We start from the raw sequence: 21,385 nt of genomic DNA, 5'->3' as shown, positions 1-21,385 counted from the left end.
CCCCCCCCCCCCCCCCCCCCGTCCGGCCTGACCGCGGGAACGGTTGTCGTGGGCGTCCCTTTGGCGGACAGGTGCTCGCGGTTTCCGCAAGGGGTGCGTAGCGTTAATGGCATGGGACACGGACACGACCACGCCCCCTCGGGGACCGGGATCCAGCACCGCCGCAAGCTGGTGCTGGTGCTGGCCCTGACCGCGTCGGTCCTGGTCGTGCAGGCCGTCGTCGCGATGGTCACCGGCAGCCTCGCGCTGCTCGCGGACGCGGGCCACATGCTGAGCGACTCGATCGGTCTGGTCATGGCGCTCGCCGCGATCGCGGTGGCGCAGCGCGGCGCCCCGCCCGGGTCGCGGCGCACGTTCGGCTACCACCGCACCGAGATCCTCGCGGCCGGCGCGAACGGCCTGCTGCTGATCGGCCTGTGCGCCTGGATCGTGCTCAGCGCGATCGGCCGTCTGGGCGACCCGGTCGACCTGGAGGCGTGGCCGGTCCTCGCGGCGGGTGCCGTGGGCCTGGTCGTCAACGTCATCGGTCTGATGGTGCTGCGCTCGGGTGCGCAGGACAGCCTCAACGTCCGCGGCGCGTACCTCGAGGTGCTGGGCGACGCGCTCGGCTCGGTCGCCGTCATCGTGTCCTCGGTGGTGATCCTGCTGACGGGGTGGGTCCGGGCCGACGCCGTGGCCTCGCTCGCGATCGCCACGCTGATCCTGCCGCGGGCGATCAGTCTGCTGCGCGACGTCGTCGCCGTGCTGATGGAGTCCTCGCCGGCCGACGTCGACCTCGACGAGCTGCGGCGCCACATCCTCGAGGCGCCAGGGGTGGCCGACGTGCACGACCTGCACGTCTGGACGATCACCTCGGGCATGCCGGTCATGAGCGCCCACGTCGTGGTGGAGGACTCGATCGAGGCGATGGGCCAGGCCCACGAGGTGCTCGACGGCCTGCGCTCGTGCCTGTCGGAGCACTTCGACGTCGCCCACTCGACGCTCCAGCTCGAGCCCCGCGGCCACGCCGACTCCGAACCGCACCTCCACGCCTGACGCGCCGCGCGCGGATTCCTGGGTGATCCCAGGAATCCCGCGCCGAGCGCATGAAGCTTCGTGCGCTCGACGCGGGATTCGAGCGGTCTCGTGGGAAACCGCTGGTGGGGGAGGAGGGCGCGGGGGGCCGATTTGTCTTTCGCGCCCGGGTTCTGTCAGACTAGTGCGGTTGCTCCGGCCGGACCGCTGGGGCGCGCTCGTCCGGAACTCACGCCGGGATTCACGAGGGCGCCGAACCTGAGGTCCGACCTGGCTCGCGATCAGCTCCTGACCTTCGGGTCGGTGCAGCACCGAGAGCCCAACCACCCAACTTGAGATCTGTGCTTGTCCGTGCTCACGAGCGCGACACGCCCGACCTCGGGGAGCGTGGGACCGGAGTGGCCGAACCACTCCGAGGTGGAGTGGATCGTGACATGTACGACGACGCAAAGGACAACGCGAGCATGGCGGGACAGAAGATCCGTATCCGGCTCAAGGCCTACGATCACGAGGTCATTGACTCCTCGGCACGCAAGATCGTGGACACGGTCACCAGCACGGGCGCGAAGGTGGCCGGACCGGTCCCGCTCCCCACGGAGAAGAACGTGTTCTGCGTGATTCGTTCGCCGCACAAGTACAAGGACAGCCGCGAGCACTTCGAGATGCGCACCCACAAGCGGCTCATCGACATCCTCGACCCGACCCCGAAGACCGTCGACTCGCTCATGCGACTCGACCTGCCGGCGGGCGTCGACATCGAGATCAAGCTCTGAGAGGCCAGTCATGAGCACCTCTTCCACCGCCACCGCACGCGGCCTCCTCGGCCGCAAGCTCGGCATGACCCAGGTCTGGAACGACGCCGGTCGCGTCGTCCCCGTCACGGTCATCGCCGCCGACACCAACGTCGTCACCCAGATCCGCACGCGTGAGACCGACGGCTACAGCGCCGTCCAGCTCGGCTTCGGCGAGATCGACGGACGCAAGGTCACCAAGCCCAAGGCCGGCCACTTCGCGAAGGCCGGCGTCACGCCGCGTCGCCACGTGGTCGAGATCCGCACCGAGCTCGTCGCCGACTACACCCTCGGCCAGGAGATCTCCCCGGAGATCTTCGCCGCCGGTGACGCGGTCGACGTGACCGGCACCAGCAAGGGCAAGGGCTTCGCCGGCGTCATGAAGCGTCACGGCTTCGCCGGTGTCTCCGCCTCGCACGGCGCCCACCGCAACCACCGCAAGCCGGGTTCGATCGGCGGCTGCGCCACGCCCGGCCGCGTGTTCAAGGGCCTGCGCATGGCGGGTCACATGGGCACCGACACGGTGACCACCCAGAACCTGACCGTCCACGCGGTCGACGTCGAGAAGGGCCTCATCCTGATCAAGGGTGCGGTTCCCGGTCCCAAGGGCCAGCTCGTCGTCATCCGCTCCGCCGCCAAGGGAGCCTGACCATGGCCACAACCAAGACGATCGACGTCGACCTGCCGGTCGACATCTTCGGCACCCAGGTCAACGTCCCGTTGATCCACCAGGTCGTCGTCGCCCAGCTCGCCGCGGCGCGCCAGGGCACGCACGACACCAAGTCGCGCGGCGAGGTCGCCGGCGGTGGCCGCAAGCCGTACCGCCAGAAGGGCACCGGCCGGGCTCGTCAGGGCTCGATCCGCGCACCCCAGTACGCCGGTGGTGGCATCGTGCACGGCCCCACGCCGCGCAGCTACGACCAGCGCACGCCCAAGAAGATGAAGGCCGCCGCCCTGCGCGGTGCCCTCTCGGACCGGGCCCGCTCGGGTCGCCTGCACGTGGTGGACGCGCTCGTCACGGGTGACGCCCCCTCGACCAAGACGGCCGTCGTGGCCCTCGCCGCCATCTCGACGCGTCCGCGCATCCTGCTGGTCGTCGAGCGCGACGACCACCTGACGGTCAAGAGCCTGCGCAACCACGCGGGCCTGGTCATCCTGACCTTCGACCAGCTCAACACCTACGACGTCATCAAGAGCGACGACGTGGTGTTCACCAAGGCCGCGTTCGACGCCTTCGTCGCCGCGCGTTCGGCCGAGGGTGTCGAGACCGTCAAGCTGAGCGCCGCGGCCACCGAGGCCGACGCCGCCAAGCCGGCCAAGGCCCCCAAGGCCAAGGCGAAGACCTCGGCCGCCACGGCAGCCGAGCCGGCCAAGGCCGCGCAGCCGGCCGAGGCCAGCAAGACCCAGCCCTACGGTCCGGGTTCGAAGGCGCCGCTGAAGAGCGGCAACGCGCCCAAGGGCTTCGACATCAAGGGCAACGCCGATTCCATGAAGTACCACCAGCCCGACGGGCAGTGGTACGACACCACGATCGCCGAGGTCTGGTTCGACTCCGAGGAGTCGGCCCAGGCAGCGGGATTCACGAAGGCTGGTGAGTGACCATGAGCACCCTGCCCAAGGACCCGCGCGACGTCGTGCTGTCCCCGGTCGTCAGTGAGAAGTCGTACAACCTCATCGACGACAACAAGTACACCTTCGTGGTGCACCCTGACGCCAACAAGACGGAGATCAAGATCGCCGTCGAGCGGATCTTCGACGTCAAGGTGACCGCAGTCAACACGCTCAACCGCAAGGGCAAGACGCGCCGCACCCGCAACGGTGTCGGCAAGCGCAAGGACACCAAGCGGGCGATCGTCAGCGTGGCTGCCGGTCAGAGCATCGACATCTTCTCGAGCCCGAGCTGAGGACTGAGCAGACATGGCAATCCGTAAGTACAAGCCGACCACCCCGGGCCGTCGCGGCTCGTCCGTGGCCGACTTCGCCGAGATCACTCGCACGACTCCTGAGAAGTCGCTGGTCGAGCCGCTGCCCAAGAAGGGTGGCCGCAACAACCAGGGACGGATCACGACTCGTCACCAGGGCGGTGGCCACAAGCGTGCCTACCGCATCATCGACTTCAAGCGCTACGACAAGGACGGCGTGCCGGCCAAGGTCGCTCACATCGAGTACGACCCGAACCGCACGGCGCGCATCGCGCTGCTGCACTACGCCGACGGCGAGAAGCGCTACATCATCGCGCCCGACGGCCTGAAGCAGCACCAGAACGTCGAGTCCGGTGTCGGTGCCGACATCAAGACCGGCAACAACCTGCCGCTGCGCAACATCCCCGTCGGCTCGGTCATCCACGCCGTCGAGCTGCGCCCCGGTGGCGGCGCGAAGATGGGCCGCTCGGCCGGTGTCCGCGTCCAGCTCGTCGCCAAGGAGGGCTCGCGCGCCCAGCTGCGTCTGCCCTCGGGCGAGATGCGCTACGTCGACGTCCGCTGCCGCGCCACGCTCGGCGAGGTCGGCAACGCCGAGCAGTCGAACATCAACTGGGGCAAGGCCGGCCGCAACCGCTGGAAGGGCAAGCGCCCGACCGTCCGCGGTGTCGCCATGAACCCGGTCGACCACCCGCACGGTGGTGGCGAGGGCAAGACCTCCGGAGGCCGTCACCCGGTCAGCCCGTGGGGCAAGCCCGAGGGCCGTACGCGCAAGCGCAAGGCCAGTGACCAGCTGATCGTCCGCCGCCGCAAGTCCGGGCGCTGAGAGAGGACCTGAACTATGCCCCGCAGCCTGAAGAAGGGCCCGTTCGTCGACGGCCACCTCGAGAAGAAGGTGGACGCGCAGAACGAGGCCGGAACCCACACCGTCATCAAGACGTGGTCGCGTCGCTCGATGATCCTGCCGTCCTTCATCGGACACACGGTCGCCGTGCACGACGGACGCAAGCACGTCCCCGTGTTCATCACCGACTCCATGGTCGGCCACAAGCTGGGTGAGTTCGCTCCCACCCGCACCTTCCGTGGCCACGAGAAGGACGATCGAAAGGCGAAGCGTCGATGAGTGCCGCTACCCGTGAGAACGTCAGCGCCCGTCGCGAGCGCCTGCTGGGCGACCAGCCCGGTGCGTTCGCCGTCGCGCGTCACGTCCGCGTCACCGCGCAGAAGGCCCGCCGCATCGGCGACCTGATCCGTGGCGCGTCGGTCGAGGACGCCCGCAACACGCTCGCGTTCGCCCCGCAGGCCGTCGCCGAGAACTTCTCGAAGCTCCTGGAGTCCGCCGTCGCGAACGCCGAGACCACCGAGGGCCTCGACGCCGCCAACCTGGTCGTCAGCGTCGTCACCGTCGACGAGGGCCCCACGATGAAGCGTTGGCGCCCCCGCGCCAAGGGTGCGGCCAACCGCATCCTCAAGCGCACGAGCCACCTGACCGTCGTCGTGACGCCGGTCGACACCACGAAGGGAGGGACCCGCTAATGGGACAGAAGATCAACCCGCACGGGTTCCGACTCGGCATCTCGACCGATCACAAGAGCCGTTGGTACGCCGACAAGCTGTACAGCAGCTACGTCGGCGAGGACGTCAAGATCCGTCGCATGCTGACCAAGGGCATGGACCGCGCCGGCATCAGCCGTGTCGAGATCGAGCGCACGCGTGACCGCGTCCGCGTCGACATCCACACCGCGCGTCCGGGCATCGTCATCGGCCGCCGTGGCGCCGAGGCCGACCGCATCCGCGGCGACCTCGAGAAGCTCACCGGCAAGCAGGTGCAGCTCAACATCCTCGAGGTCAAGCAGCCCGAGATGGACGCCCAGCTCGTCGCGCAGGGCGTGGCCGAGCAGCTGAGCGGTCGCGTGCAGTTCCGTCGCGCGATGCGCAAGGCGATGCAGACCACGATGCGCTCGGGTGCCAAGGGCATCCGGATCCAGTGCTCGGGTCGCCTCGGCGGCGCCGAGATGAGCCGCTCGGAGTTCTACCGCGAGGGCCGCGTGCCCCTGCACACGCTCCGTGCCGACGTCGACTACGGCTTCTACGAGGCCAAGACCACCTTCGGTCGCATCGGCGTCAAGGTCTGGATCTACAAGGGTGAGGTCGCGGGTACCCGCGCCGAGCGCGAGGCCGAGGCGGCCAAGCGTGCTGCCGCTCCGGGCGCTCGTCGCGCCGGCCGCGGTGGCGGACGTCGCCCCGAGCGTCCCGCCCGCGAGGGTGCCGAGGCTCCCGCCACGACCGAGGCCCCCAAGGCCGAGGCCGTCGCGGCCGCCGCTCCTGCCGCCGCTGAGGGGAGTGAGTCCTGATGTTGATGCCCCGACGGGTCAAGTACCGCAAGCAGCACCACCCGAAGCGCCGTGGACAGGCCAAGGGCGGCACGACGCTCGCCTTCGGTGAGTACGGCATCCAGGCGGTCGAGGGTCACTACGTGACCAACCGCCAGATCGAGTCCGCTCGTATCGCCATGACGCGCCACATCAAGCGCGGCGGCAAGGTCTGGATCAACATCTACCCGGACCGTCCGCTGACCAAGAAGCCCGCCGAGACCCGCATGGGTTCCGGCAAGGGCTCGCCCGAGTGGTGGGTCGCCAACGTCAAGCCCGGCCGCGTCATGTTCGAGCTGTCCGGCGTCGACGAGACCACGGCCCGCGAGGCGATGCGCCGCGCGATCCACAAGCTGCCGATGAAGGCTCGCTTCATCAGCCGCGAGACCGAGGGAGGTCTGTGATGGCGAACTCCACCGCCGCAGAGCTGCGCTCGCTCGACGCCGACGACCTCGGCGAGAAGCTGCGCGACGCCAAGGAAGAGCTGTTCAACCTGCGTTTCCAGAACGCGACCGGCCAGCTCGACAACACCGCGCGGCTGCGCACCGTCCGCAAGGACATCGCCCGCATCTACACCGTGCTGCGCGAGCGTGAGCTCGGCATCACCGAGTCCGCCGACGACAACGCCGAGGTGGACGCATGAGCACGAAGGACAACAAGACCGTGACCCAGGAGACCAGCGAGCGCAGCGCTCGCAAGGTGCGCGAGGGCCTCGTCGTCAGCGACAAGATGGACAAGACCATCGTCGTGACGGTCGAGGAGCGCTTCAAGCACCCCCTGTACGGCAAGGTGCTGCGCCGCAACATCAAGCTGAAGGCCCACGACGAGGAGAACGGCGCCGGGATCGGCGACCGCGTGCGGATCATGGAGACCCGCCCGCTGTCGGCCACCAAGCGCTGGCGCCTCGTCGAGGTCGTCGAGAAGGCGAAGTGACGACATGATCCAGCAGGAGTCCAGGCTGAAGGTCGCCGACAACACCGGTGCGAAGGAGATCCTCTGCATCCGTGTCCTCGGCGGCTCGGGCCGGCGCTACGCCGGCATCGGCGACACCATCGTCGCGACCGTCAAGGACGCGATCCCCGGCGGCAACGTCAAGAAGGGCGACGTCGTCAAGGCCGTCGTCGTGCGGACCGTGAAGGAGCGCCGTCGTCCCGACGGTTCCTACATCAAGTTCGACGAGAATGCGGCCGTGATCCTCAAGGCCGACGGCGACCCGCGCGGCACGCGCATCTTCGGTCCCGTCGGGCGTGAGCTTCGCGACAAGAAGTTCATGCGCATCATCTCGCTCGCACCGGAGGTGCTGTGATGGCTGGCATCAAGAAGGGTGACCAGGTCAAGGTCCTCGCCGGCGCCGACAAGGGCGTCACCGGCAAGGTCATCGAGGTCCTCACCGACGCCGACCGCGTCATCGTCGAGGGCGTCAACCGCGTCAAGAAGCACACGCGTGCTGCTCAGACCGGTGGCGCCGAGACCGGTGGCATCATCACCGTCGAGGCCCCGATCCACATCTCGAACGTGGCCCTCGTCGTCGACGGCGACGACGGCAAGACCACGACGCGCATCGGCTATCGCCGCGACGACGTCACCAAGACGCGTCCCGACGGCTCCACGTACGCCGCCCAGCGCAGCGTCCGCATCTCGCGCAAGACCGGAAAGGAGATCTGAGCATGGCTGACACCGCTACCAGCGCCCCGCGCCTGAAGCTGAAGTACCGCGAGGAGATCCTCCCCGCGCTCCGTGAGCAGTTCGAGTACCAGAACGTCATGCAGGTCCCCGGCCTGACCAAGATCGTGGTCAACATGGGTGTCGGTGAGGCGGCTCGTGACGGCAAGCTGATCGAGGGCGCCGTGCGCGACCTCACCGCCATCACGGGTCAGAAGCCGCAGGTCACCAAGGCCCGCAAGTCCATCGCGCAGTTCAAGCTGCGTGAGGGCATGCCGATCGGCGCGCACGTCACGCTGCGCGGCGACCGCATGTGGGAGTTCCTCGACCGTCTGCTGACGCTCGCGCTTCCCCGCATCCGTGACTTCCGTGGCCTGTCGCCCAAGCAGTTCGACGGCCGTGGCAACTACACCTTCGGTCTGACCGAGCAGGTCATGTTCCACGAGATCGACCAGGACAAGATCGACCGCTCGCGCGGCATGGACATCACGGTCGTCACGACCGCGACGAACGACGACGAGGGTCGCGCGCTGCTCAAGCTGCTCGGCTTCCCGTACAAGGAGAACTGACATGGCGAAGACTGGTCTCAAGGTCAAGGCTGCTCGCAAGCCCAAGTTCGCGGTGCGTGGCTACACGCGCTGCCAGCGCTGCGGCCGCTCGCAGTCGGTCTACAAGAAGTTCGGCCTGTGCCGCATCTGCCTGCGCGAGATGGCGCACCGCGGAGAGCTGCCGGGCGTCACCAAGAGCTCCTGGTAATCCCAGAAGAACCCCCTACACGCTGAGAGGTCCCCTCCCACTCACCTCGGTGAGGACGAGACGGAAACCGCAGCGAGAAACGGAAACACCACACCATGACGATGACTGACCCGATCGCGGATCTGCTGACGCGGATCCGCAACGGCAACCAGGCCTACCACGACTCCGTGGCGGCGCCCTACAGCAAGCTGAAGGAGGGTGTCGTCACCCTGCTGAAGCAGGAGGGCTACATCACCGACTTCGTCGTGTCCGAGCCCGGCGAGGGCGAGGTCGGCAAGACGCTGACCATCACGCTGAAGTACGGCCCGCACCGCGAGCGCTCGATCGCCGGCATCCGCCGCATCAGCAAGCCCGGTCTGCGCGTGTACGCCAAGAGCAGCAACCTGCCCAAGGTCCTCGGCGGCCTTGGCGTGGCGATCATCTCCACGAGCCAGGGTCTGCTGACCGACCGTCAGGCCAACAGCAAGGGCGTAGGTGGGGAAGTCCTCGCCTACGTCTGGTGAGGGGAGGAGAACCATGTCCCGCATTGGCAAGATTCCCGTTGCCGTCCCGGCCGGCGTCGATGTCTCCATCGACGGCCAGGACGTGCACGTCAAGGGCCCCAAGGGCCAGCTGACGCACACCGTCGCCGAGCCCATCACGATCTCGAAGGGTGACGACGGCACGCTGTCGATCGAGCGCCCCAACGACGAGAGCCGCAGCAAGGCCCTTCACGGGCTGAGCCGCACGCTCGTCAACAACATGGTCATCGGTGTCACCGAGGGCTACGAGAAGAAGCTCGAGATCGTCGGCGTCGGTTACCGCGTCATCTCCAAGGGCCCCACGGAGCTCGAGTTCGCGCTCGGCTTCAGCCACCCGGTCATCGTCAAGGCGCCCGAAGGCATCACCTTCGCCGTCGAGAAGCCGACCGCCTTCAGCGTGATCGGCATCGACAAGCAGGCCGTCGGTGAGGTCGCCGCCAACATCCGCAAGATCCGCAAGCCCGAGCCGTACAAGGGCAAGGGCGTGCGCTACGCCGGCGAGCGCGTGCTGCGCAAGGCCGGAAAGGCTGGTAAGTAATGGCCATCTCGATCAAGCACCGCAAGAGCCTGTCGACCCGCGCCGCTTCGCGTGCGCGTCGTCAGATCCGTGGACGCAAGAAGATCGCCGGTTCGGCCGATCGTCCGCGTCTGGTGATCACGCGCTCGAGCAAGCACATCGTCGCCCAGGTCGTCAACGACCTGGAGGGGCACACGCTGGCCTCGGCGTCCACCATGGAAGCCGACCTGCGCGGCCTCGACGGCGACAAGACGGCCAAGGCCAAGAGGGTCGGCGAGCTCGTGGCCGACCGCGCCAAGGCTGCCGGCATCGAGACGGTCGTCTTCGACCGCGCCGGCAACAAGTACGCCGGACGCGTCGCGGCCCTGGCCGACGGCGCCCGCGAGGGCGGACTGGAGTTCTGATGACCATCATTCACACCACCAACTTTGGGAGCGTTGCATGAGCCAGCGTCGAGGCGGCGGAGATCGTCGCGGCCAGCGAGGCGATCGCGGCGAGAAGTCCAACTACATCGAGAAGGTCGTCACGATCAACCGTGTCGCCAAGGTCGTCAAGGGTGGTCGACGCTTCAGCTTCACCGCCCTGGTGATCGTCGGTGACGGCGAGGGTCAGGTCGGCGTCGGCTACGGCAAGGCCAAGGAGGTCCCCACGGCGATCTCCAAGGGTGTCGAGGAGGCGAAGAAGAACTTCTTCCGCGTCCCGCGCATCCAGGGCACCATCCCGCACCCCGTGCAGGGTGAGAAGGCGGCCGGCGTGGTCTTCCTGCGCCCGGCATCGCCCGGTACCGGCGTCATCGCCGGTGGTCCGGTGCGCGCCGTGCTCGAGGCCGCCGGCATCCACGACGTCCTGAGCAAGTCGCTCGGTTCGTCCAACGCCATCAACATCGTCCACGCGACCGTCGAGGCCCTGCGTCTGCTCGAGTCGCCCGAGCAGGTCGCGGCCCGCCGCGGTCTGCGGGTCGAGGACGTCGCTCCGGCGGCGCTCCTGAAGGCCGGCAAGGAGGCTCCGGCCACGCAGGCCGAGCCCGTCGAGGCAGGTGTCTGATGGCGAACCTCAAGGTCACCCAGATCAAGTCGGCCATCGGTCGCCCGGACAACCAGGCGCACACGCTGCGGTCGCTGGGTCTGAAGCGCATCGGCCACACGGTCGTCAAGGAAGATCGTCCCGAGATTCGCGGCATGGTCGAGACCATCCCGCACCTCGTGACGTTCGAGGAGATTGATTGACATGACGCTCAAGCTTCATCACCTGCGCCCGGCTCCGGGCGCGAAGACTGCCAAGACCCGTGTGGGTCGCGGTGAGGGCTCCAAGGGCAAGACCGCCGGTCGTGGCACCAAGGGCACCAAGGCCCGCTACCAGGTGCCCGCTGGCTTCGAGGGCGGCCAGGTTCCGCTCCACATGCGTCTGCCCAAGCTGAAGGGCTTCAAGAACCCCTTCCGCGAGGAGTTCCAGGTCGTCAACCTCGACCGGCTCGAGGCCCTGTTCCCCGAGGGCGGTGCCGTCGACGTCGACGCGCTCGTCGCGAAGGGTGCCGTGCGCAAGGGCCGTCCGGTCAAGGTGCTCGGCGGCGGCGAGATCGCCGTGGCCGTGCAGGTCACGGTCGACAAGTTCTCGACCAGTGCCAAGACCAAGATCGAGGCGGCCGGCGGCAGCGTCAGCGCTCGCTGATCCTGCTCGGTCGACACAACCGCACACGGTGGCGAGGTTCTCCTACGGAGGGCCTCGCCATCGTGCGTGTGCAGGGCGGCTCCAGGCCGCACCCGCGTCCCGATGGCGCAACCCCCATGCAACTGCGAGACGGGGACGATCGACTGTTAGAGTCGCCGGGTTGCCCGGCTGCCCAATTCTAGAGGAGGACGGAAGTGCTCAGCGCCTTCGTCAATGCGTTCCGCACGCCTGACCTGCGACGCAAGTTGCTCTTCGTCTTGGGCATCGTCGTGCTGTTCCGGCTCGGGTCGATGACCCCTGCCCCCGGTATCGACGTCGCCAACGTCCAGCAGTGCATCGACGTGGCGACCTCGGCCGGCAGCGAGAACGGCAATCTGTTCGCGCTCATCAACGTCTTCTCCGGCGGCGCGCTGCTGCAGCTGACGGTCTTCGCGCTGGGCATCATGCCCTACATCACCGCGAGCATCATCCTGCAGCTGCTGGTCGTCGTGATCCCGCGCCTGGAGTCCCTCAAGAAGGAGGGCCAGGCCGGCCAGGCGAAGATCACCCAGTACACGCGGTACCTGACGCTCGGCCTGGCCGTCCTGCAGGCCACCGGCATCGTCGCCCTCGCGCGCAGCGGCCGCCTCTTCGGTGGCGCGTGCACGCAGGACCTGCTGTACCACCCCGACAGCATCCCGGCGTTCCTGCTGATCGTCCTTGTGATGGTCGCCGGCACCGCGATCATCATGTGGTTCGGCGAGCTCATCACCGACCGTGGCGTCGGCAACGGCATGTCGATCCTGATCTTCACGCAGGTCATCGCGACCTTCCCCGGCGCCCTGTGGCAGATCAAGGCCCAGGCCGCCTCGGAGCGCGAGGGCTGGGTCACCTTCTCCCTCGTCATCCTCGTCGGTCTGATCGTGGTGGCCGGCGTCATCTTCATCGAGCAGGCGCAGCGCCGGATCCCGGTGCAGTACGCCAAGCGCATGGTCGGTCGCCGGATGTTCGGCGGCTCCTCGACGTACATCCCGCTCAAGGTCAACCAGGCCGGCATCATCCCGGTCATCTTCGCCTCGAGCCTGATGTACCTGCCGGCCCTGCTCGCGCAGTTCAACGAGGGATCCCCGTGGGCGACGTGGGTCAACGACCACTTCGTGCGCGGCGACCACCCGTACTACATGATCACGTTCTTCACGCTGATCGTGTTCTTCACGTACTTCTACGTCGCGATCACCTTCAACCCCGAGGAGGTCGCCGACAACATGAAGAAGTACGGCGGCTTCATCCCCGGGATCCGGGCCGGCCGGCCGACGCAGGACTACCTGCAGTACGTCCTGAGCCGCATCACCGCTCCGGGTGCGCTGTACCTCGGTCTCATCGCGCTGATCCCGATGTTCGCGATCGCGTTGCTCAACGCGAGCCAGAACTTCCCGTTCGGCGGCACGACGATCCTCATCATCGTCGGCGTCGGACTCGACACGGTCAAGCAGATCGAGGCTCAGCTGCAGCAGCGCAACTACGAAGGATTCCTCCGGTCATGAGAATGCTGATCATGGGCCCGCCGGGTGCGGGCAAGGGCACCCAGGCGACGGGTCTGGCCGAGCGCGTGGGCGGAGCCCACATCTCGACCGGTGACATCTTTCGCGCGAACATCGCCGGAGGCACCGAGCTGGGCCAGCTGGCCCAGTCGTACTCGGACGCCGGCAAGTACGTGCCCGACGAGGTCACCAACGCGATGGTCAAGGACCGGCTCGCGCAGGACGACGCCCAGGCCGGTTTCGTGCTCGACGGGTACCCGCGCACGCCGAACCAGGTCGAGACGCTCGACGGGATCCTCGCCGAGCTCGGGTCCGAGCTCGACGCGGTGCTGGTGCTGACGGTCGACCACGAGGAGCTCATCGGTCGGCTGCTGAAGCGTGCCGAGACGAGCGGGCGCCCGGACGACACCGAGGCGGTCATCCGCGAGCGCCAGGAGACCTACATCGCCGAGACCGCCCCCCTGCTGCCCGTCTACCGCGAGCGCGGCCTGCTGCGCGAGGTCGACGGCATGGGCTCGATCGACGAGGTCGAGGCGCGCATCAACGCCGCCCTCGGCCTGTAGCGCTCCCCGCGGTCGCGATGTTCGGGCGGAGCGTCGAGTACAAGTCGGTCGAGCAGATCGCCGTGATGCGCCGCGCCGGCGTGGTGGTGGCCGACGTCCTCGCGTCCGTCCGTGACACGGTGGCGCCTGGCGTGACGACGCTCGACCTCGACGCCGTGGCGCGTCGGGTCATCGCGCAGCACGGGGCGACCTCGAACTTCCTCGGATACCACGGGTTCCCGGCCACGATCTGCACGTCGGTGAACGACGAGGTCGTGCACGGCATCCCGAGCGGTCGCGTCCTGGAGTCCGGCGACCTCGTGTCGGTCGACGCGGGCGCGATCATCGACGGGTGGCACGGCGACGCCGCGATCACGGTCGCCGTCGGCGAGGTCTCGCCGGCCGACGCCGAGCTGTCACGGGTCACCGAGGCGGCACTGTGGGCCGGCATCGAGGCGGCGCGGCCCGGCGCGCGACTGGGCGACGTCGGCCACGCCATCGCGTCGTCGATCCAGGCGGCGGGCGACTACGGGATCGTCGAGGGCTTCACGGGCCACGGCATCGGCACCGCGATGCACCAGGACCCCGACGTGCCGAACGTCGGCCGCGCCGGCAGCGGTCTGCGGCTCAAGCCCGGTCTGGTCATCGCGATCGAGCCGATGGTCACCCGGGGCCTGCCGTACACGCAGGTCCTCGAGGACGACTGGACCGCCGTCACGGTCGACGGCAGCCGCGCCTCGCACTGGGAGCACACGGTCGCGATCACGACCGACGGCCCCGTGGTGCTGACGCTCCCGGCCTGACACCCACCCAGGGGCGGTAGGTGAGCCACCTTTCGGACGCCTCCATCGGTGGCTGACCTATCGCCCCCGGGCAAAGGTGGCTGAGCTACCGCCCCGGGCGGGGTCAGGAGCCGAAGATGGCGGGGACGTCGGAGGCGGGCTTGGTCTCGTCGCCGATGCGGACGAGCGTGCCCGGGTGGATCCGCCCCTCGACCATGAAGCCGCGCACGCGCTCGGCCGGGTACGGGCCGTACTCGCGACCGTGGATCACGAGGTAGACGTCGTCATCGTCCTCGACGTCGTCGGTCTCGTCGGCCTGAGCGGCGTCGTCGGCGATCACGGGCGTCGCGCGGTGCGGGTGGTCCTCGGCGTCGCGGGCCAGCTCCTCGTCGCGATCGAGCGCCGGCGCAGGCGGCGGGGGCTCGGCCGCGACGGGCGGCGCGGCGACCACGACAGGTTCCGGGCGGGGGCCGCGGACGAGGCAGAGCAGGACGACCAGCAGCTGCAGCGCCAGCACGACGACCGTGAACGGCAGGCCGTAGGACGCACCCCAGCTGCGCCCGGGCTCGAGGAATCCCGAGCGGAAGTTCGTGTCGACGACCTGCAGGGCGAACCCGACGTGGCACAGGGCCGACACCAGGGTCAGCACCAGGACGCCGAGGGCCCACCGACGAGCCGCGAGGCCGATGACCGCGACGAGGCCGGCGAGCGCGCCGAACCCCTCGGCGAGCAGGCTCAGCAGGCGGAAGCGCTCGTCGGCGGAGCCGAGCGAGTTGTACTGGCTGAACAGGCGGTCCCGCACGATGTCGATCGACTCGGCCAGTGCGAGGTGCGCGAGGTAGCCGCCGAGGAACGCGGCGACCGCGAGGCCGAGGGCGCGAGCGACGCCGAAACGCCGTGGCGTGGAACCCGGGGTCGGGGCATCGGACGCCGGGGCGGTCGCGGCAGGAGGCGGCGGAGTCGTACTGGTCATGGCGAGAACACTAGAACGGTTCTCGCCGCTCGGCCGGTCGCGACTCACGGGATCAGGTCGGGAACCCCGGATGCCGACCGCCACGGACCGTCCGCGGGCCGCACCGCGGTCTCGCCGCGCACGCGTCCCTCACGGGCGAACTCCTGGACCTGGGCCCAGCGGTACGGGCCGTACTCGGTGCCACCGATCTGCACGAACCACGGGGAGTCCGAGGCGGGAGCGGGCTCGGGCTCGGTGGTCTCCTGAGCCGTTGGCGTGGGGGAGGTGGCACCGCGCCGCAGGCTCGCGACGGCGAGGACCAGCGCCAGCAGCGGCAGCGCCGTCATCGTGACCGCGTCGTACGGCCAGCGTCCCTCGCTGGTCCAGTAGGTCTCGACGACCCCGCCGAAGCGTCGCTCGGCGACCAGGAGCAGCGTCAGATAGGCGATCCAGGCCAGGAGGTCGGTCACCGCCACCACCGCGAACGTGACGGCCGACCAGCGGCGGTGCACCCCGAGGGCCAGCAGGGCCGCGAGGAACAGCAGCGCTCCGAGGCCGGGAGCGACCAGGCCGAGGAGCTGACCCCAGCTGATCACGGGGTCGAGGGGGCCGGAGGGGTCGATCAGCCGCCACGCGCCGTCGAGGTCCACGACGCGCCGCACGGCGACGGCACTCGCGTACGCGCCGACCGGCAGCGCCACGAGGGCCGCCCAGCGCCGCACGCCGCCGCGGTCGGATCCGTGACGCTCTCCCGGGATGTCCATGGCGGGAGACTAGAGCAGGCTAGGCGTGCCGTTCCATCGTGCAGCACTTCACGCTGCCCCCGGACTTGAGGAACTCGTCCAGCTCGACCGGCACGGGCTGATATCCGCGCTGGTGCAGGCGGCCGGCCAGCGTCGTCGCCTCCTGCGGGAGCACGACGTTGAGGCCGTCGCTCACCAGGTTGAGGCCGAACGACCGTGCCTCGTCGCGGGTCACCAGCAGCGCGTCAGGGAACAGCTCGCGCAGCGTGCGCCGGCTGTGCAGGCTGAACGCGCCGGGGTAGTAGGCGATGTCGGCGGGCGCCTCGCCGCGGCCGTCGTCCAGGACCCCGAGGGCGACGTCGAGGTGGTAGAAAGCCGGGTCGACGAGCTCGAGGGTCACGAAGGGGCGGTCGATCACGGTGGCGGCCTCGACGTGGGCGGCCAGGCTCGTCCGGAAGCCGGTGCCCGCGAGCACGACGTGCCCCAGCACGAGGAAGTCGCCCTCGCCCTCGGCCGGGTGCGTCGCCGGCACGAGGTGGAGGCCCTGGCTCCGCAGCCACGACGCGTAGGCGGCGGCCTCGGCCTCACGCTCGGCGAACCGGAAGCTCGAGCCGTACGCCACGTCGCCCACGACGAGCGCGCCGTTCGCCGCGAACACCATGTCAGGCGCGCCGACGATCGGCTCGACGACCGCGACGGCGTGCCCGAGCGACCGGTACGTCGCGAGGAGGCCCTCCCACTGGGAGAGGGCCCGCGCGCGGTCGACGGGCCGCGACGGGTCCATCCAGGGATTGATCGCGTAGTCGACCGCGAACTCGGTCGGCCGGCACATCGCGTAGGTCCGGGTCCGTGCGCTGCGCGACGGGCTGGCGCGGACGGCGGGAGCAGGACGGTGCGGGTCCAGGACGGTCATGGTCACCTCGGGGTCGGATCCGGTGGGACGTCGTGGCACCGGTGCGGGGTGGGCCCGGTGCAACGAATCAATGCTAGAAGTCGATCGCTGCCCGGGTCGAGGCCACAACATGGCGTGTGGGGAGTGATTCGTTGCGCAAACTCCCGGGTGTCGGAGAATTCTTCCGTCTCTGCCAGGATGGACCCATGGACCAGCTGGACCGCCGCATCGTCGAGGTGCTGCTGGACGACGGGCGCGCGAGCCTCGCGACGATCGGCGACCACGTGGGGCTCTCGGCGCCGGCCGTCAAGCGACGCCTCGACCGCCTGCTCGCCGACGGCGTCGTCCGCGGCTTCACCGCCGTGCTCGACCCGCAGCTCCTCGGCTGGAGCACGGAGGCCTACGTCGAGCTGCACTGCCACGGGACGATCGGGCCCGACGAGCTGCAGGCGGCGTTCGCCTCGATCCCGGAGGTGCAGGACGCCGTGACGGTCACGGGTCAGGCCGACGCGATCGTGCGCCTCGTGGCCCGCGACGTCCGCCATCTCGAGGACGCGCTCGAGCGGCTCCGCAAGGCCGCCCGCAACGTCGAGCGCACGGAGACGGCGATCGTCCTGTCGCGCCTCGTCGAGCGGGGAGGAACCGTGGTGAGCGGTCTGCCGGGGGAGAAGTCCCCCTGACCACGGCGGCTGTGCGCCCGTAGTCTCGAGCCATGGGGCGCCGGTTCAGGAGGCACGCCGCGGTGGCGGGCACGATCGTGGTGCTGGTCGCGGCCTGCAGCGGCTCCGGCGAAGCAGGTCCCGGACCGTCGACCGGGCCCGACCGTGAGGTCTCCGCCCCGATGCCGGTCTCTGCGCTCGAGGAGGCGCCGCCCGTGCCGACCGTCATCGTGATCGACGCCTCCGGCTCGATGGCCACCGAGGACGCTCCGGGCCAGCGGCTCCAGGCGGCCAAGGACGCGGTCGGCGAGGTCGTCGCCGGACTGCCGGCCGGCCACGAGGTCGGGATCGTGGTCTACGGGACCTCGACCGGCGGGACGCCGCAGGAGCAAGTCGCCGGGTGCCAGGACGTCACGGTCGCGGTGCCCCTCGGCCCGCTGCGTCCGCGTGCCGTGGCCGACCAGCTCGGTCCGCTCGGACCCAGCGGCTACACGCCGATCGGCCTGAGCCTGCAGGTCGCCTCCGCCCAGCTCCCGGGCGACGGGCCGCGCTCGATCGTCGTGGTCTCCGACGGCAGCGACACCTGCGCCTCCGCCGGCCTCGGCCCCGACCCGTGCGACATCGCGGGAGCCCTGCACCGGGCCGACGCCGACCTGACCGTCAGCACGATCGGGTTCCGCAGCGCCGCCGACCCGGAGGCCGCCGAGCAGCTCGGGTGCATGGCCCGCGAGGGCGGAGGCCAGCACCTCGACGCCGCGAGCGGGACCCTGCTGAGCACGCGGCTCTCGGCGACGCTCAACGCGGGGTGGTCGGGTCAGGCGTTGACCCCGACCTCGTACCGCGGCCTCTCCCTCGGCATGACGATCGCGGAGGTCACGGCGGCCGACCCCGACGTGTCCGCGACGATCCGCAGCCGCGGCGTCGTGGACGTCGAGATCCCGACCGGCACGCTGACGTTCACCGACGGGGTGCTCTCGGCCGTCACGGTCGACTCTCCCGACGTGCGCACGATCGACGGCCTGGCGGTCGGCGACACCCGGACCGACGCCGAGCGGCTCTACGGGTCCGCGACGACCTCCGGCGACGGCGTGACCGTGGCGGCGGACGGCACGGGCACGACGTGCTTCGCCCTCGAGCTCGACGGTGCCGACACGATCACCGCGATCACCCTCGGCGCCTGCGGCTGAGCCGACGGCGCCGGCCGCGGCCGTGCCCTCGTGCGCCCGCCGCGTCGTACGCTCAGGGCGTGAGACCGTCCTCGCGAGCCACCTCGATCGGCGCCGGCCTCGTCGGGGCGCTGGTCTTCGTCGAGTTCGTCAGCGGCTTCCTGCAGGGGTACTACACGCCGCTCGCGTCCGACATCGCCCGTCACCTGTCGATCAACGACGCCGACGTCAACTGGTTCGAGGCCGCCCAGCTGCTCCTCTCGGCCCTCTGCGTCCCGGCGCTGTCCAAGCTGGGCGACCTGGTCGGCCACCAGCGGGTGCTGTGGTGGTCGGCCGTGCTCACGGCAGTGGCCACGTGGGGCATCGCGTTCTCGTCGTCGTTCGAGACCTACCTCGTCTTCTGGGCGCTGCAGGGCGTGTTCACCGTGTGGCTCCCGCTCGAGGTCGCCCTGATCTACCGCCGCAGCCTCGGGCTGGCAGACCGGGCCGCCGCGACCCGCAAGGCGACCGGCGTGATCGTCGCGGCGCTCCAGGCCGGGGCGATCGCCGGCGCGCTCTCGGCGGGTGCCACGTCGGCGGCCTTCGAGCCGATCTGGATCGTCCTGGCGGTACCGGCGATCCTGACGACCGGCGTCGTGCTCGTGATCCACCTGGCCGTCGACCGCGAGCACGTCGTCCAGGTGGGCACCCTCGACGGGCGCGGGCTCGCGATCATCAGCGCGAGCCTGGTGCTCGTGACCGGCGGCCTCTCGCTCGTGCGCACCGAGGGCGTCGGGTCGCCGTGGCCCTGGCTCGCGATGGCCGTCGGCGCCGCGCTGCTCGTGCCGTTCGGCCGCTGGGAGCTCCGCTCGCCGGACCCGCTGGTCGACCTGCGCGTCATGCGGCAGCCGTCGATGTGGCCCGTCCAGCTCACGGCCCTGCTGTTCGGCGTCAGCGTCCTCGGGGCCCAGGTGCCGCTGTCGACGTTCGCCCAGACCGATCCGGACGAGCACGGCTACGGGCTCGGGCTGGACTCCTCCACGGTCGCTCCGCTGATCGGCGCCTACGTCCTGTCGCTCCTCGTGGGAGCGCTGGTGTTCGCCCGGGTCAGTCAGCGGTTCAGCCCCCGGAACTGCCTGATCGGGGCCACCGGCCTGATCGCGGTTGGGTACGGCGCCCTCGTCGTGGCCCACGGGACGATCCCGTCGGTCGCGGCGTGCATGGTCGTCGCTGGCCTCGGGTCGGGCGCCCTGGTCGCAGCCCTGCCCGCGGCGGCCGCCGCCGCGGCACCGGAGGGGCGCACCGCAGTCGCGACGGGCCTGACCAACACGACCAAGACCATCGGCGGCGCCTTCGCGTCCTGCGTGTTCGGCGTCGCGCTGGCCCAGGGCGCCACCCACGCGACCGCTGCCTCGATGAGCGGGTACTACACGGTCTGGGTCGTGTGCTCGGCCACCGCCGTGGTCGCCGCGGTGCTGCTGACGTTCGTGCCACGCCTCGCCTTCGCCGACCCCGTGCCGCTCGAGGAGGTGGCTCCGTGAGCGGTTCCGCGACCACGCCGGCCCTCCGGCTCGCCGAGCTGGTGCGGTGCCGCACCGTCTCGGCGCCCGACGAGCGGGACGAGGCGGAGTTCGAGCGCTTCCGCGCGACGTTCGCCCGGCTCTACCCGCGCCTGCACGCCGAGCTCGAGCTGACGACCTTTCCCGGCGGGTCGCTGCTGTTCCGCTGGCCCGGAGCCAGCGCGGAGGCCCCGCTCGTGCTGATGGCGCACTACGACGTCGTGCCGGCGCCGGTCGAGCAGTGGGACCGCGACCCGTTCGCCGGCGAGATCGTCGAGGGGCCGCTCGGGCTCAAGGTGCACGGCCGGGGCACCCTCGACGACAAGGGCTCGCTCGTCTGCGTCGCGGAGGCCGTCGAGCAGCTGCTGGCCGAGGGTGTCACACCGGCCCACGACGTCTGGCTGTCCCTCGGGGCCGACGAGGAGGTCGAGGGTCACGAGTGCCGACGCGTCGTGGCGCACCTGGAGGGCCTCGGGGTGCGCCCGTGGCTCGTGTCCGACGAGGGCGGCGCGATCGTCGACGACGCGCTGCCTGGCCTGACGGGCCACAGCGCGATGGTCGCGACGGTCGAGAAGGGCATCACGAACGTCCGCCTCCTGGCGCGCGGAGGCGGTGGGCACGCCTCCACGCCGTCGCCCGACGGTGCGACCGCTCGGCTGGCGCGGGCGGTCGTGCGACTCGAGGAGAACCCCGCTGCGCCCAGCCTGTCGGAGCCCGTCCTGCAGATGCTCGACGTCGTCGGCGCGGCGATGCCGCTCCCGGTGCGGCTCGCGCTCGGCCAGGCGCGCCGGGCCCGCCGGCCCGTGGCCGAGGTCCTCGCGCGGGTCAGCAAGGAGACGAGCTCGATGGTGCGCACCACGATGGCGGTCACGCGCCTCAGCGGCAGCCCGGCCGACAACGTGCTCGCGACCGAGGCCCGCGCCGTCGTGAACGTGCGCCTGGCCGTCGGCGACGACCGCGAGCAGCTCCGCGCCCGACTCACGAGGCTCCTGAAGGGCCTGGACGTCGAGATCGAGGCGATCGAGGGCAACGATCCGCCACCGGTCTCCCGCACCGACAACGCCGCCTGGGCGCACCTGGGCCGCGCGATCGCCGCGCTCGAGGTGCCCGGTGAGCCGATCCGGGTCGTGCCGTACGTGCAGACCGGCGCCACCGACAGCCGGCACTTCACCCGCATCAGCGACGCGGTCTACCGCTTCAGCCCGCTCAAGATGAGCCGGGCACAACGCGACTCGATCCACGCCCCGAACGAGTGGGTCGAGGCCGCCTGGCTCGACCGCGGCGTCGCCTTCCACCGCGCGCTGATCACGGGGGAGCGGCGCACGGCTCCTTCGTCGCCGTCCCCCCGGTTCGTTCCTCACCGGTGACCGG

The 21,385-nt window shown here is 70.2% G+C and carries 32 protein-coding genes; 29 read left to right on the top strand and 3 right to left on the bottom strand.

Features of this window, described 5'->3' with window-relative positions; all coding sequences use genetic code 11:
* The first annotated feature begins 111 nt into the window (after positions 1–111).
* From ABD127_RS18415 to map, 25 genes are all read left to right on the top strand, one after another.
* Positions 112–1,035, top strand: a complete 924-nt coding sequence (locus tag ABD127_RS18415) for a cation diffusion facilitator family transporter (RefSeq protein ID WP_344204182.1) — start codon at positions 112–114, stop codon at positions 1,033–1,035.
* Between the two features lie 443 nt (positions 1,036–1,478).
* Positions 1,479–1,787 carry a 30S ribosomal protein S10 gene (rpsJ, locus tag ABD127_RS18410; RefSeq protein ID WP_229053069.1) on the top strand — a complete coding sequence of 103 codons (309 nt, stop codon included), beginning with the start codon at positions 1,479–1,481 and terminating at the stop codon, positions 1,785–1,787.
* Positions 1,788–1,797: 10 nt separating this feature from the next.
* Entirely contained in the window at positions 1,798–2,454 is a 657-nt protein-coding gene (gene rplC / locus ABD127_RS18405; RefSeq protein WP_344204180.1) for a 50S ribosomal protein L3, read from the top strand.
* Positions 2,455–2,456: 2 nt separating this feature from the next.
* Complete coding sequence (gene rplD / locus ABD127_RS18400; protein WP_344204177.1) at positions 2,457–3,404, top strand: 50S ribosomal protein L4, sunset domain variant; 948 nt, start codon at positions 2,457–2,459, stop codon at positions 3,402–3,404.
* 2 nt (positions 3,405–3,406) lie between these two features.
* Positions 3,407–3,709 carry a 50S ribosomal protein L23 gene (gene rplW, locus ABD127_RS18395; protein WP_344204174.1) on the top strand — a complete coding sequence of 101 codons (303 nt, stop codon included), beginning with the start codon at positions 3,407–3,409 and terminating at the stop codon, positions 3,707–3,709.
* Positions 3,710–3,722: 13 nt separating this feature from the next.
* Positions 3,723–4,550 (top strand): 50S ribosomal protein L2, encoded by an 828-nt coding sequence (gene rplB / locus ABD127_RS18390; RefSeq protein WP_344204170.1) that lies wholly within the window; start codon positions 3,723–3,725, stop codon positions 4,548–4,550.
* Positions 4,551–4,565: 15 nt separating this feature from the next.
* A complete protein-coding gene (rpsS, locus tag ABD127_RS18385) occupies positions 4,566–4,847 on the top strand; it encodes a 30S ribosomal protein S19 (RefSeq protein WP_229051879.1) in 282 nt (93 codons plus the stop codon).
* Complete coding sequence (gene rplV, locus ABD127_RS18380; RefSeq protein WP_344204168.1) at positions 4,844–5,260, top strand: 50S ribosomal protein L22; 417 nt, start codon at positions 4,844–4,846, stop codon at positions 5,258–5,260. The genes rpsS and rplV overlap by 4 nt, the downstream gene beginning before the upstream one ends.
* Complete coding sequence (gene rpsC, locus ABD127_RS18375) at positions 5,260–6,078, top strand: 30S ribosomal protein S3 (protein WP_344204166.1); 819 nt, start codon at positions 5,260–5,262, stop codon at positions 6,076–6,078. Before rplV ends, rpsC begins: the two co-directional genes overlap by 1 nt.
* A complete protein-coding gene (rplP, locus tag ABD127_RS18370) occupies positions 6,078–6,500 on the top strand; it encodes a 50S ribosomal protein L16 (protein ID WP_344204164.1) in 423 nt (140 codons plus the stop codon). The genes rpsC and rplP overlap by 1 nt, the downstream gene beginning before the upstream one ends.
* The gene (gene rpmC, locus ABD127_RS18365) at positions 6,500–6,739 is read left to right on the top strand and encodes a 50S ribosomal protein L29 (protein ID WP_344204162.1); all 240 of its coding nucleotides are present in this window, start codon (positions 6,500–6,502) and stop codon (positions 6,737–6,739) included. Before rplP ends, rpmC begins: the two co-directional genes overlap by 1 nt.
* Entirely contained in the window at positions 6,736–7,029 is a 294-nt protein-coding gene (gene rpsQ / locus ABD127_RS18360; protein ID WP_425545841.1) for a 30S ribosomal protein S17, read from the top strand. The genes rpmC and rpsQ overlap by 4 nt, the downstream gene beginning before the upstream one ends.
* A gap of 4 nt (positions 7,030–7,033) precedes the next feature.
* Positions 7,034–7,402, top strand: coding sequence for a 50S ribosomal protein L14 (gene rplN / locus ABD127_RS18355; RefSeq protein WP_056209423.1), 369 nt, complete (start codon positions 7,034–7,036; stop codon positions 7,400–7,402).
* Positions 7,402–7,761, top strand: a complete 360-nt coding sequence (gene rplX, locus ABD127_RS18350; RefSeq protein ID WP_344204157.1) for a 50S ribosomal protein L24 — start codon at positions 7,402–7,404, stop codon at positions 7,759–7,761. Before rplN ends, rplX begins: the two co-directional genes overlap by 1 nt.
* Before the next feature lie 2 nt (positions 7,762–7,763).
* Positions 7,764–8,327, top strand: coding sequence for a 50S ribosomal protein L5 (rplE, locus tag ABD127_RS18345; protein ID WP_344204154.1), 564 nt, complete (start codon positions 7,764–7,766; stop codon positions 8,325–8,327).
* A gap of 1 nt (position 8,328) precedes the next feature.
* Positions 8,329–8,514, top strand: coding sequence for a type Z 30S ribosomal protein S14 (locus ABD127_RS18340; protein WP_229051872.1), 186 nt, complete (start codon positions 8,329–8,331; stop codon positions 8,512–8,514).
* 95 nt (positions 8,515–8,609) lie between these two features.
* Entirely contained in the window at positions 8,610–9,017 is a 408-nt protein-coding gene (rpsH, locus tag ABD127_RS18335; RefSeq protein ID WP_344204147.1) for a 30S ribosomal protein S8, read from the top strand.
* Positions 9,018–9,030: 13 nt separating this feature from the next.
* Complete coding sequence (rplF, locus tag ABD127_RS18330; protein ID WP_344204144.1) at positions 9,031–9,573, top strand: 50S ribosomal protein L6; 543 nt, start codon at positions 9,031–9,033, stop codon at positions 9,571–9,573.
* Positions 9,573–9,956, top strand: coding sequence for a 50S ribosomal protein L18 (gene rplR, locus ABD127_RS18325; protein ID WP_344204142.1), 384 nt, complete (start codon positions 9,573–9,575; stop codon positions 9,954–9,956). The genes rplF and rplR overlap by 1 nt, the downstream gene beginning before the upstream one ends.
* Positions 9,957–9,993: 37 nt before the next feature.
* Complete coding sequence (gene rpsE, locus ABD127_RS18320; protein WP_344204140.1) at positions 9,994–10,596, top strand: 30S ribosomal protein S5; 603 nt, start codon at positions 9,994–9,996, stop codon at positions 10,594–10,596.
* Positions 10,596–10,778: a 50S ribosomal protein L30 gene (rpmD, locus tag ABD127_RS18315; RefSeq protein ID WP_229051867.1), complete on the top strand. Its 183-nt coding sequence runs from the start codon at positions 10,596–10,598 to the stop codon at positions 10,776–10,778. Before rpsE ends, rpmD begins: the two co-directional genes overlap by 1 nt.
* Position 10,779: 1 nt before the next feature.
* Complete coding sequence (rplO, locus tag ABD127_RS18310) at positions 10,780–11,220, top strand: 50S ribosomal protein L15 (protein ID WP_344204136.1); 441 nt, start codon at positions 10,780–10,782, stop codon at positions 11,218–11,220.
* 194 nt (positions 11,221–11,414) lie between these two features.
* The gene (secY, locus tag ABD127_RS18305; RefSeq protein WP_344204133.1) at positions 11,415–12,743 is read left to right on the top strand and encodes a preprotein translocase subunit SecY; all 1,329 of its coding nucleotides are present in this window, start codon (positions 11,415–11,417) and stop codon (positions 12,741–12,743) included.
* Positions 12,740–13,303, top strand: a complete 564-nt coding sequence (locus ABD127_RS18300) for an adenylate kinase (protein WP_344204131.1) — start codon at positions 12,740–12,742, stop codon at positions 13,301–13,303. Before secY ends, ABD127_RS18300 begins: the two co-directional genes overlap by 4 nt.
* Positions 13,304–13,320: 17 nt before the next feature.
* Complete coding sequence (gene map, locus ABD127_RS18295) at positions 13,321–14,085, top strand: type I methionyl aminopeptidase (RefSeq protein WP_344204129.1); 765 nt, start codon at positions 13,321–13,323, stop codon at positions 14,083–14,085.
* 103 nt (positions 14,086–14,188) lie between these two features.
* On the opposite strand, the gene ABD127_RS18290 is transcribed toward map, so the two are convergent.
* Genes ABD127_RS18290 through ddaH form a run of 3 tightly spaced genes read right to left on the bottom strand, consistent with a single transcriptional unit; the run spans position 14,189 to position 16,672 of the window.
* Positions 14,189–15,037, bottom strand: coding sequence for a DUF4339 domain-containing protein (locus tag ABD127_RS18290; protein WP_344204126.1), 849 nt, complete (start codon positions 15,035–15,037; stop codon positions 14,189–14,191).
* Between the two features lie 44 nt (positions 15,038–15,081).
* Positions 15,082–15,780 (bottom strand): DUF4339 domain-containing protein, encoded by a 699-nt coding sequence (locus tag ABD127_RS18285; protein WP_344204124.1) that lies wholly within the window; start codon positions 15,778–15,780, stop codon positions 15,082–15,084.
* A 19-nt stretch (positions 15,781–15,799) separates the two neighbouring features.
* Positions 15,800–16,672, bottom strand: a complete 873-nt coding sequence (ddaH, locus tag ABD127_RS18280) for a dimethylargininase (RefSeq protein WP_344204122.1) — start codon at positions 16,670–16,672, stop codon at positions 15,800–15,802.
* Positions 16,673–16,857: 185 nt separating this feature from the next.
* On the opposite strand from ddaH, the gene ABD127_RS18275 reads away from it, so the two are divergent.
* From ABD127_RS18275 to ABD127_RS18260, 4 genes are read left to right on the top strand one after another with little or no spacing between them, the layout of a single operon-like run.
* Positions 16,858–17,331 (top strand): Lrp/AsnC family transcriptional regulator, encoded by a 474-nt coding sequence (locus ABD127_RS18275; protein ID WP_344204119.1) that lies wholly within the window; start codon positions 16,858–16,860, stop codon positions 17,329–17,331.
* A gap of 32 nt (positions 17,332–17,363) precedes the next feature.
* Complete coding sequence (locus ABD127_RS18270; protein ID WP_344204117.1) at positions 17,364–18,497, top strand: vWA domain-containing protein; 1,134 nt, start codon at positions 17,364–17,366, stop codon at positions 18,495–18,497.
* 59 nt (positions 18,498–18,556) lie between these two features.
* On the top strand, positions 18,557–19,996 hold the full coding sequence (locus ABD127_RS18265; protein WP_344204114.1) for an MFS transporter: 1,440 nt from the start codon (positions 18,557–18,559) through the stop codon (positions 19,994–19,996).
* On the top strand, positions 19,993–21,381 hold the full coding sequence (locus tag ABD127_RS18260) for a M20/M25/M40 family metallo-hydrolase (RefSeq protein WP_344204112.1): 1,389 nt from the start codon (positions 19,993–19,995) through the stop codon (positions 21,379–21,381). The genes ABD127_RS18265 and ABD127_RS18260 overlap by 4 nt, the downstream gene beginning before the upstream one ends.
* The last annotated feature ends 4 nt before the right edge of the window (positions 21,382–21,385 follow it).

The organism is Aeromicrobium alkaliterrae, from assembly GCF_039529015.1.
Lineage (GTDB): Bacteria > Actinomycetota > Actinomycetes > Propionibacteriales > Nocardioidaceae > Aeromicrobium > Aeromicrobium alkaliterrae.
The sequence above is the reverse complement of the archived record's forward strand: the minus strand, read 5'-3'. Positions and strand labels throughout refer to the sequence as shown.

Bases quoted from the DNA above. Each gene is read 5' to 3' on its own strand.
- ABD127_RS18415 (WP_344204182.1), top strand. From the start codon at position 112: ATGGGACACGGACACGACCACGCCCCCTCGGGGACCGGGATCCAGCAC.
- rpsJ (WP_229053069.1), top strand. From the start codon at position 1,479: ATGGCGGGACAGAAGATCCGTATCCGGCTCAAGGCCTACGATCACGAG.
- rplC (WP_344204180.1), top strand. From the start codon at position 1,798: ATGAGCACCTCTTCCACCGCCACCGCACGCGGCCTCCTCGGCCGCAAG.
- rplD (WP_344204177.1), top strand. From the start codon at position 2,457: ATGGCCACAACCAAGACGATCGACGTCGACCTGCCGGTCGACATCTTC.
- rplW (WP_344204174.1), top strand. From the start codon at position 3,407: ATGAGCACCCTGCCCAAGGACCCGCGCGACGTCGTGCTGTCCCCGGTC.
- rplB (WP_344204170.1), top strand. From the start codon at position 3,723: ATGGCAATCCGTAAGTACAAGCCGACCACCCCGGGCCGTCGCGGCTCG.
- rpsS (WP_229051879.1), top strand. From the start codon at position 4,566: ATGCCCCGCAGCCTGAAGAAGGGCCCGTTCGTCGACGGCCACCTCGAG.
- rplV (WP_344204168.1), top strand. From the start codon at position 4,844: ATGAGTGCCGCTACCCGTGAGAACGTCAGCGCCCGTCGCGAGCGCCTG.
- rpsC (WP_344204166.1), top strand. From the start codon at position 5,260: ATGGGACAGAAGATCAACCCGCACGGGTTCCGACTCGGCATCTCGACC.
- rplP (WP_344204164.1), top strand. From the start codon at position 6,078: ATGTTGATGCCCCGACGGGTCAAGTACCGCAAGCAGCACCACCCGAAG.
- rpmC (WP_344204162.1), top strand. From the start codon at position 6,500: ATGGCGAACTCCACCGCCGCAGAGCTGCGCTCGCTCGACGCCGACGAC.
- rpsQ (WP_425545841.1), top strand. From the start codon at position 6,736: ATGAGCACGAAGGACAACAAGACCGTGACCCAGGAGACCAGCGAGCGC.
- rplN (WP_056209423.1), top strand. From the start codon at position 7,034: ATGATCCAGCAGGAGTCCAGGCTGAAGGTCGCCGACAACACCGGTGCG.
- rplX (WP_344204157.1), top strand. From the start codon at position 7,402: ATGGCTGGCATCAAGAAGGGTGACCAGGTCAAGGTCCTCGCCGGCGCC.
- rplE (WP_344204154.1), top strand. From the start codon at position 7,764: ATGGCTGACACCGCTACCAGCGCCCCGCGCCTGAAGCTGAAGTACCGC.
- ABD127_RS18340 (WP_229051872.1), top strand. From the start codon at position 8,329: ATGGCGAAGACTGGTCTCAAGGTCAAGGCTGCTCGCAAGCCCAAGTTC.
- rpsH (WP_344204147.1), top strand. From the start codon at position 8,610: ATGACGATGACTGACCCGATCGCGGATCTGCTGACGCGGATCCGCAAC.
- rplF (WP_344204144.1), top strand. From the start codon at position 9,031: ATGTCCCGCATTGGCAAGATTCCCGTTGCCGTCCCGGCCGGCGTCGAT.
- rplR (WP_344204142.1), top strand. From the start codon at position 9,573: ATGGCCATCTCGATCAAGCACCGCAAGAGCCTGTCGACCCGCGCCGCT.
- rpsE (WP_344204140.1), top strand. From the start codon at position 9,994: ATGAGCCAGCGTCGAGGCGGCGGAGATCGTCGCGGCCAGCGAGGCGAT.
- rpmD (WP_229051867.1), top strand. From the start codon at position 10,596: ATGGCGAACCTCAAGGTCACCCAGATCAAGTCGGCCATCGGTCGCCCG.
- rplO (WP_344204136.1), top strand. From the start codon at position 10,780: ATGACGCTCAAGCTTCATCACCTGCGCCCGGCTCCGGGCGCGAAGACT.
- ABD127_RS18300 (WP_344204131.1), top strand. From the start codon at position 12,740: ATGAGAATGCTGATCATGGGCCCGCCGGGTGCGGGCAAGGGCACCCAG.
- map (WP_344204129.1), top strand. From the start codon at position 13,321: ATGTTCGGGCGGAGCGTCGAGTACAAGTCGGTCGAGCAGATCGCCGTG.
- ABD127_RS18290 (WP_344204126.1), bottom strand. From the start codon at position 15,037: ATGACCAGTACGACTCCGCCGCCTCCTGCCGCGACCGCCCCGGCGTCC.
- ABD127_RS18285 (WP_344204124.1), bottom strand. From the start codon at position 15,780: ATGGACATCCCGGGAGAGCGTCACGGATCCGACCGCGGCGGCGTGCGG.
- ddaH (WP_344204122.1), bottom strand. From the start codon at position 16,672: ATGACCGTCCTGGACCCGCACCGTCCTGCTCCCGCCGTCCGCGCCAGC.
- ABD127_RS18275 (WP_344204119.1), top strand. From the start codon at position 16,858: ATGGACCAGCTGGACCGCCGCATCGTCGAGGTGCTGCTGGACGACGGG.
- ABD127_RS18270 (WP_344204117.1), top strand. From the start codon at position 17,364: ATGGGGCGCCGGTTCAGGAGGCACGCCGCGGTGGCGGGCACGATCGTG.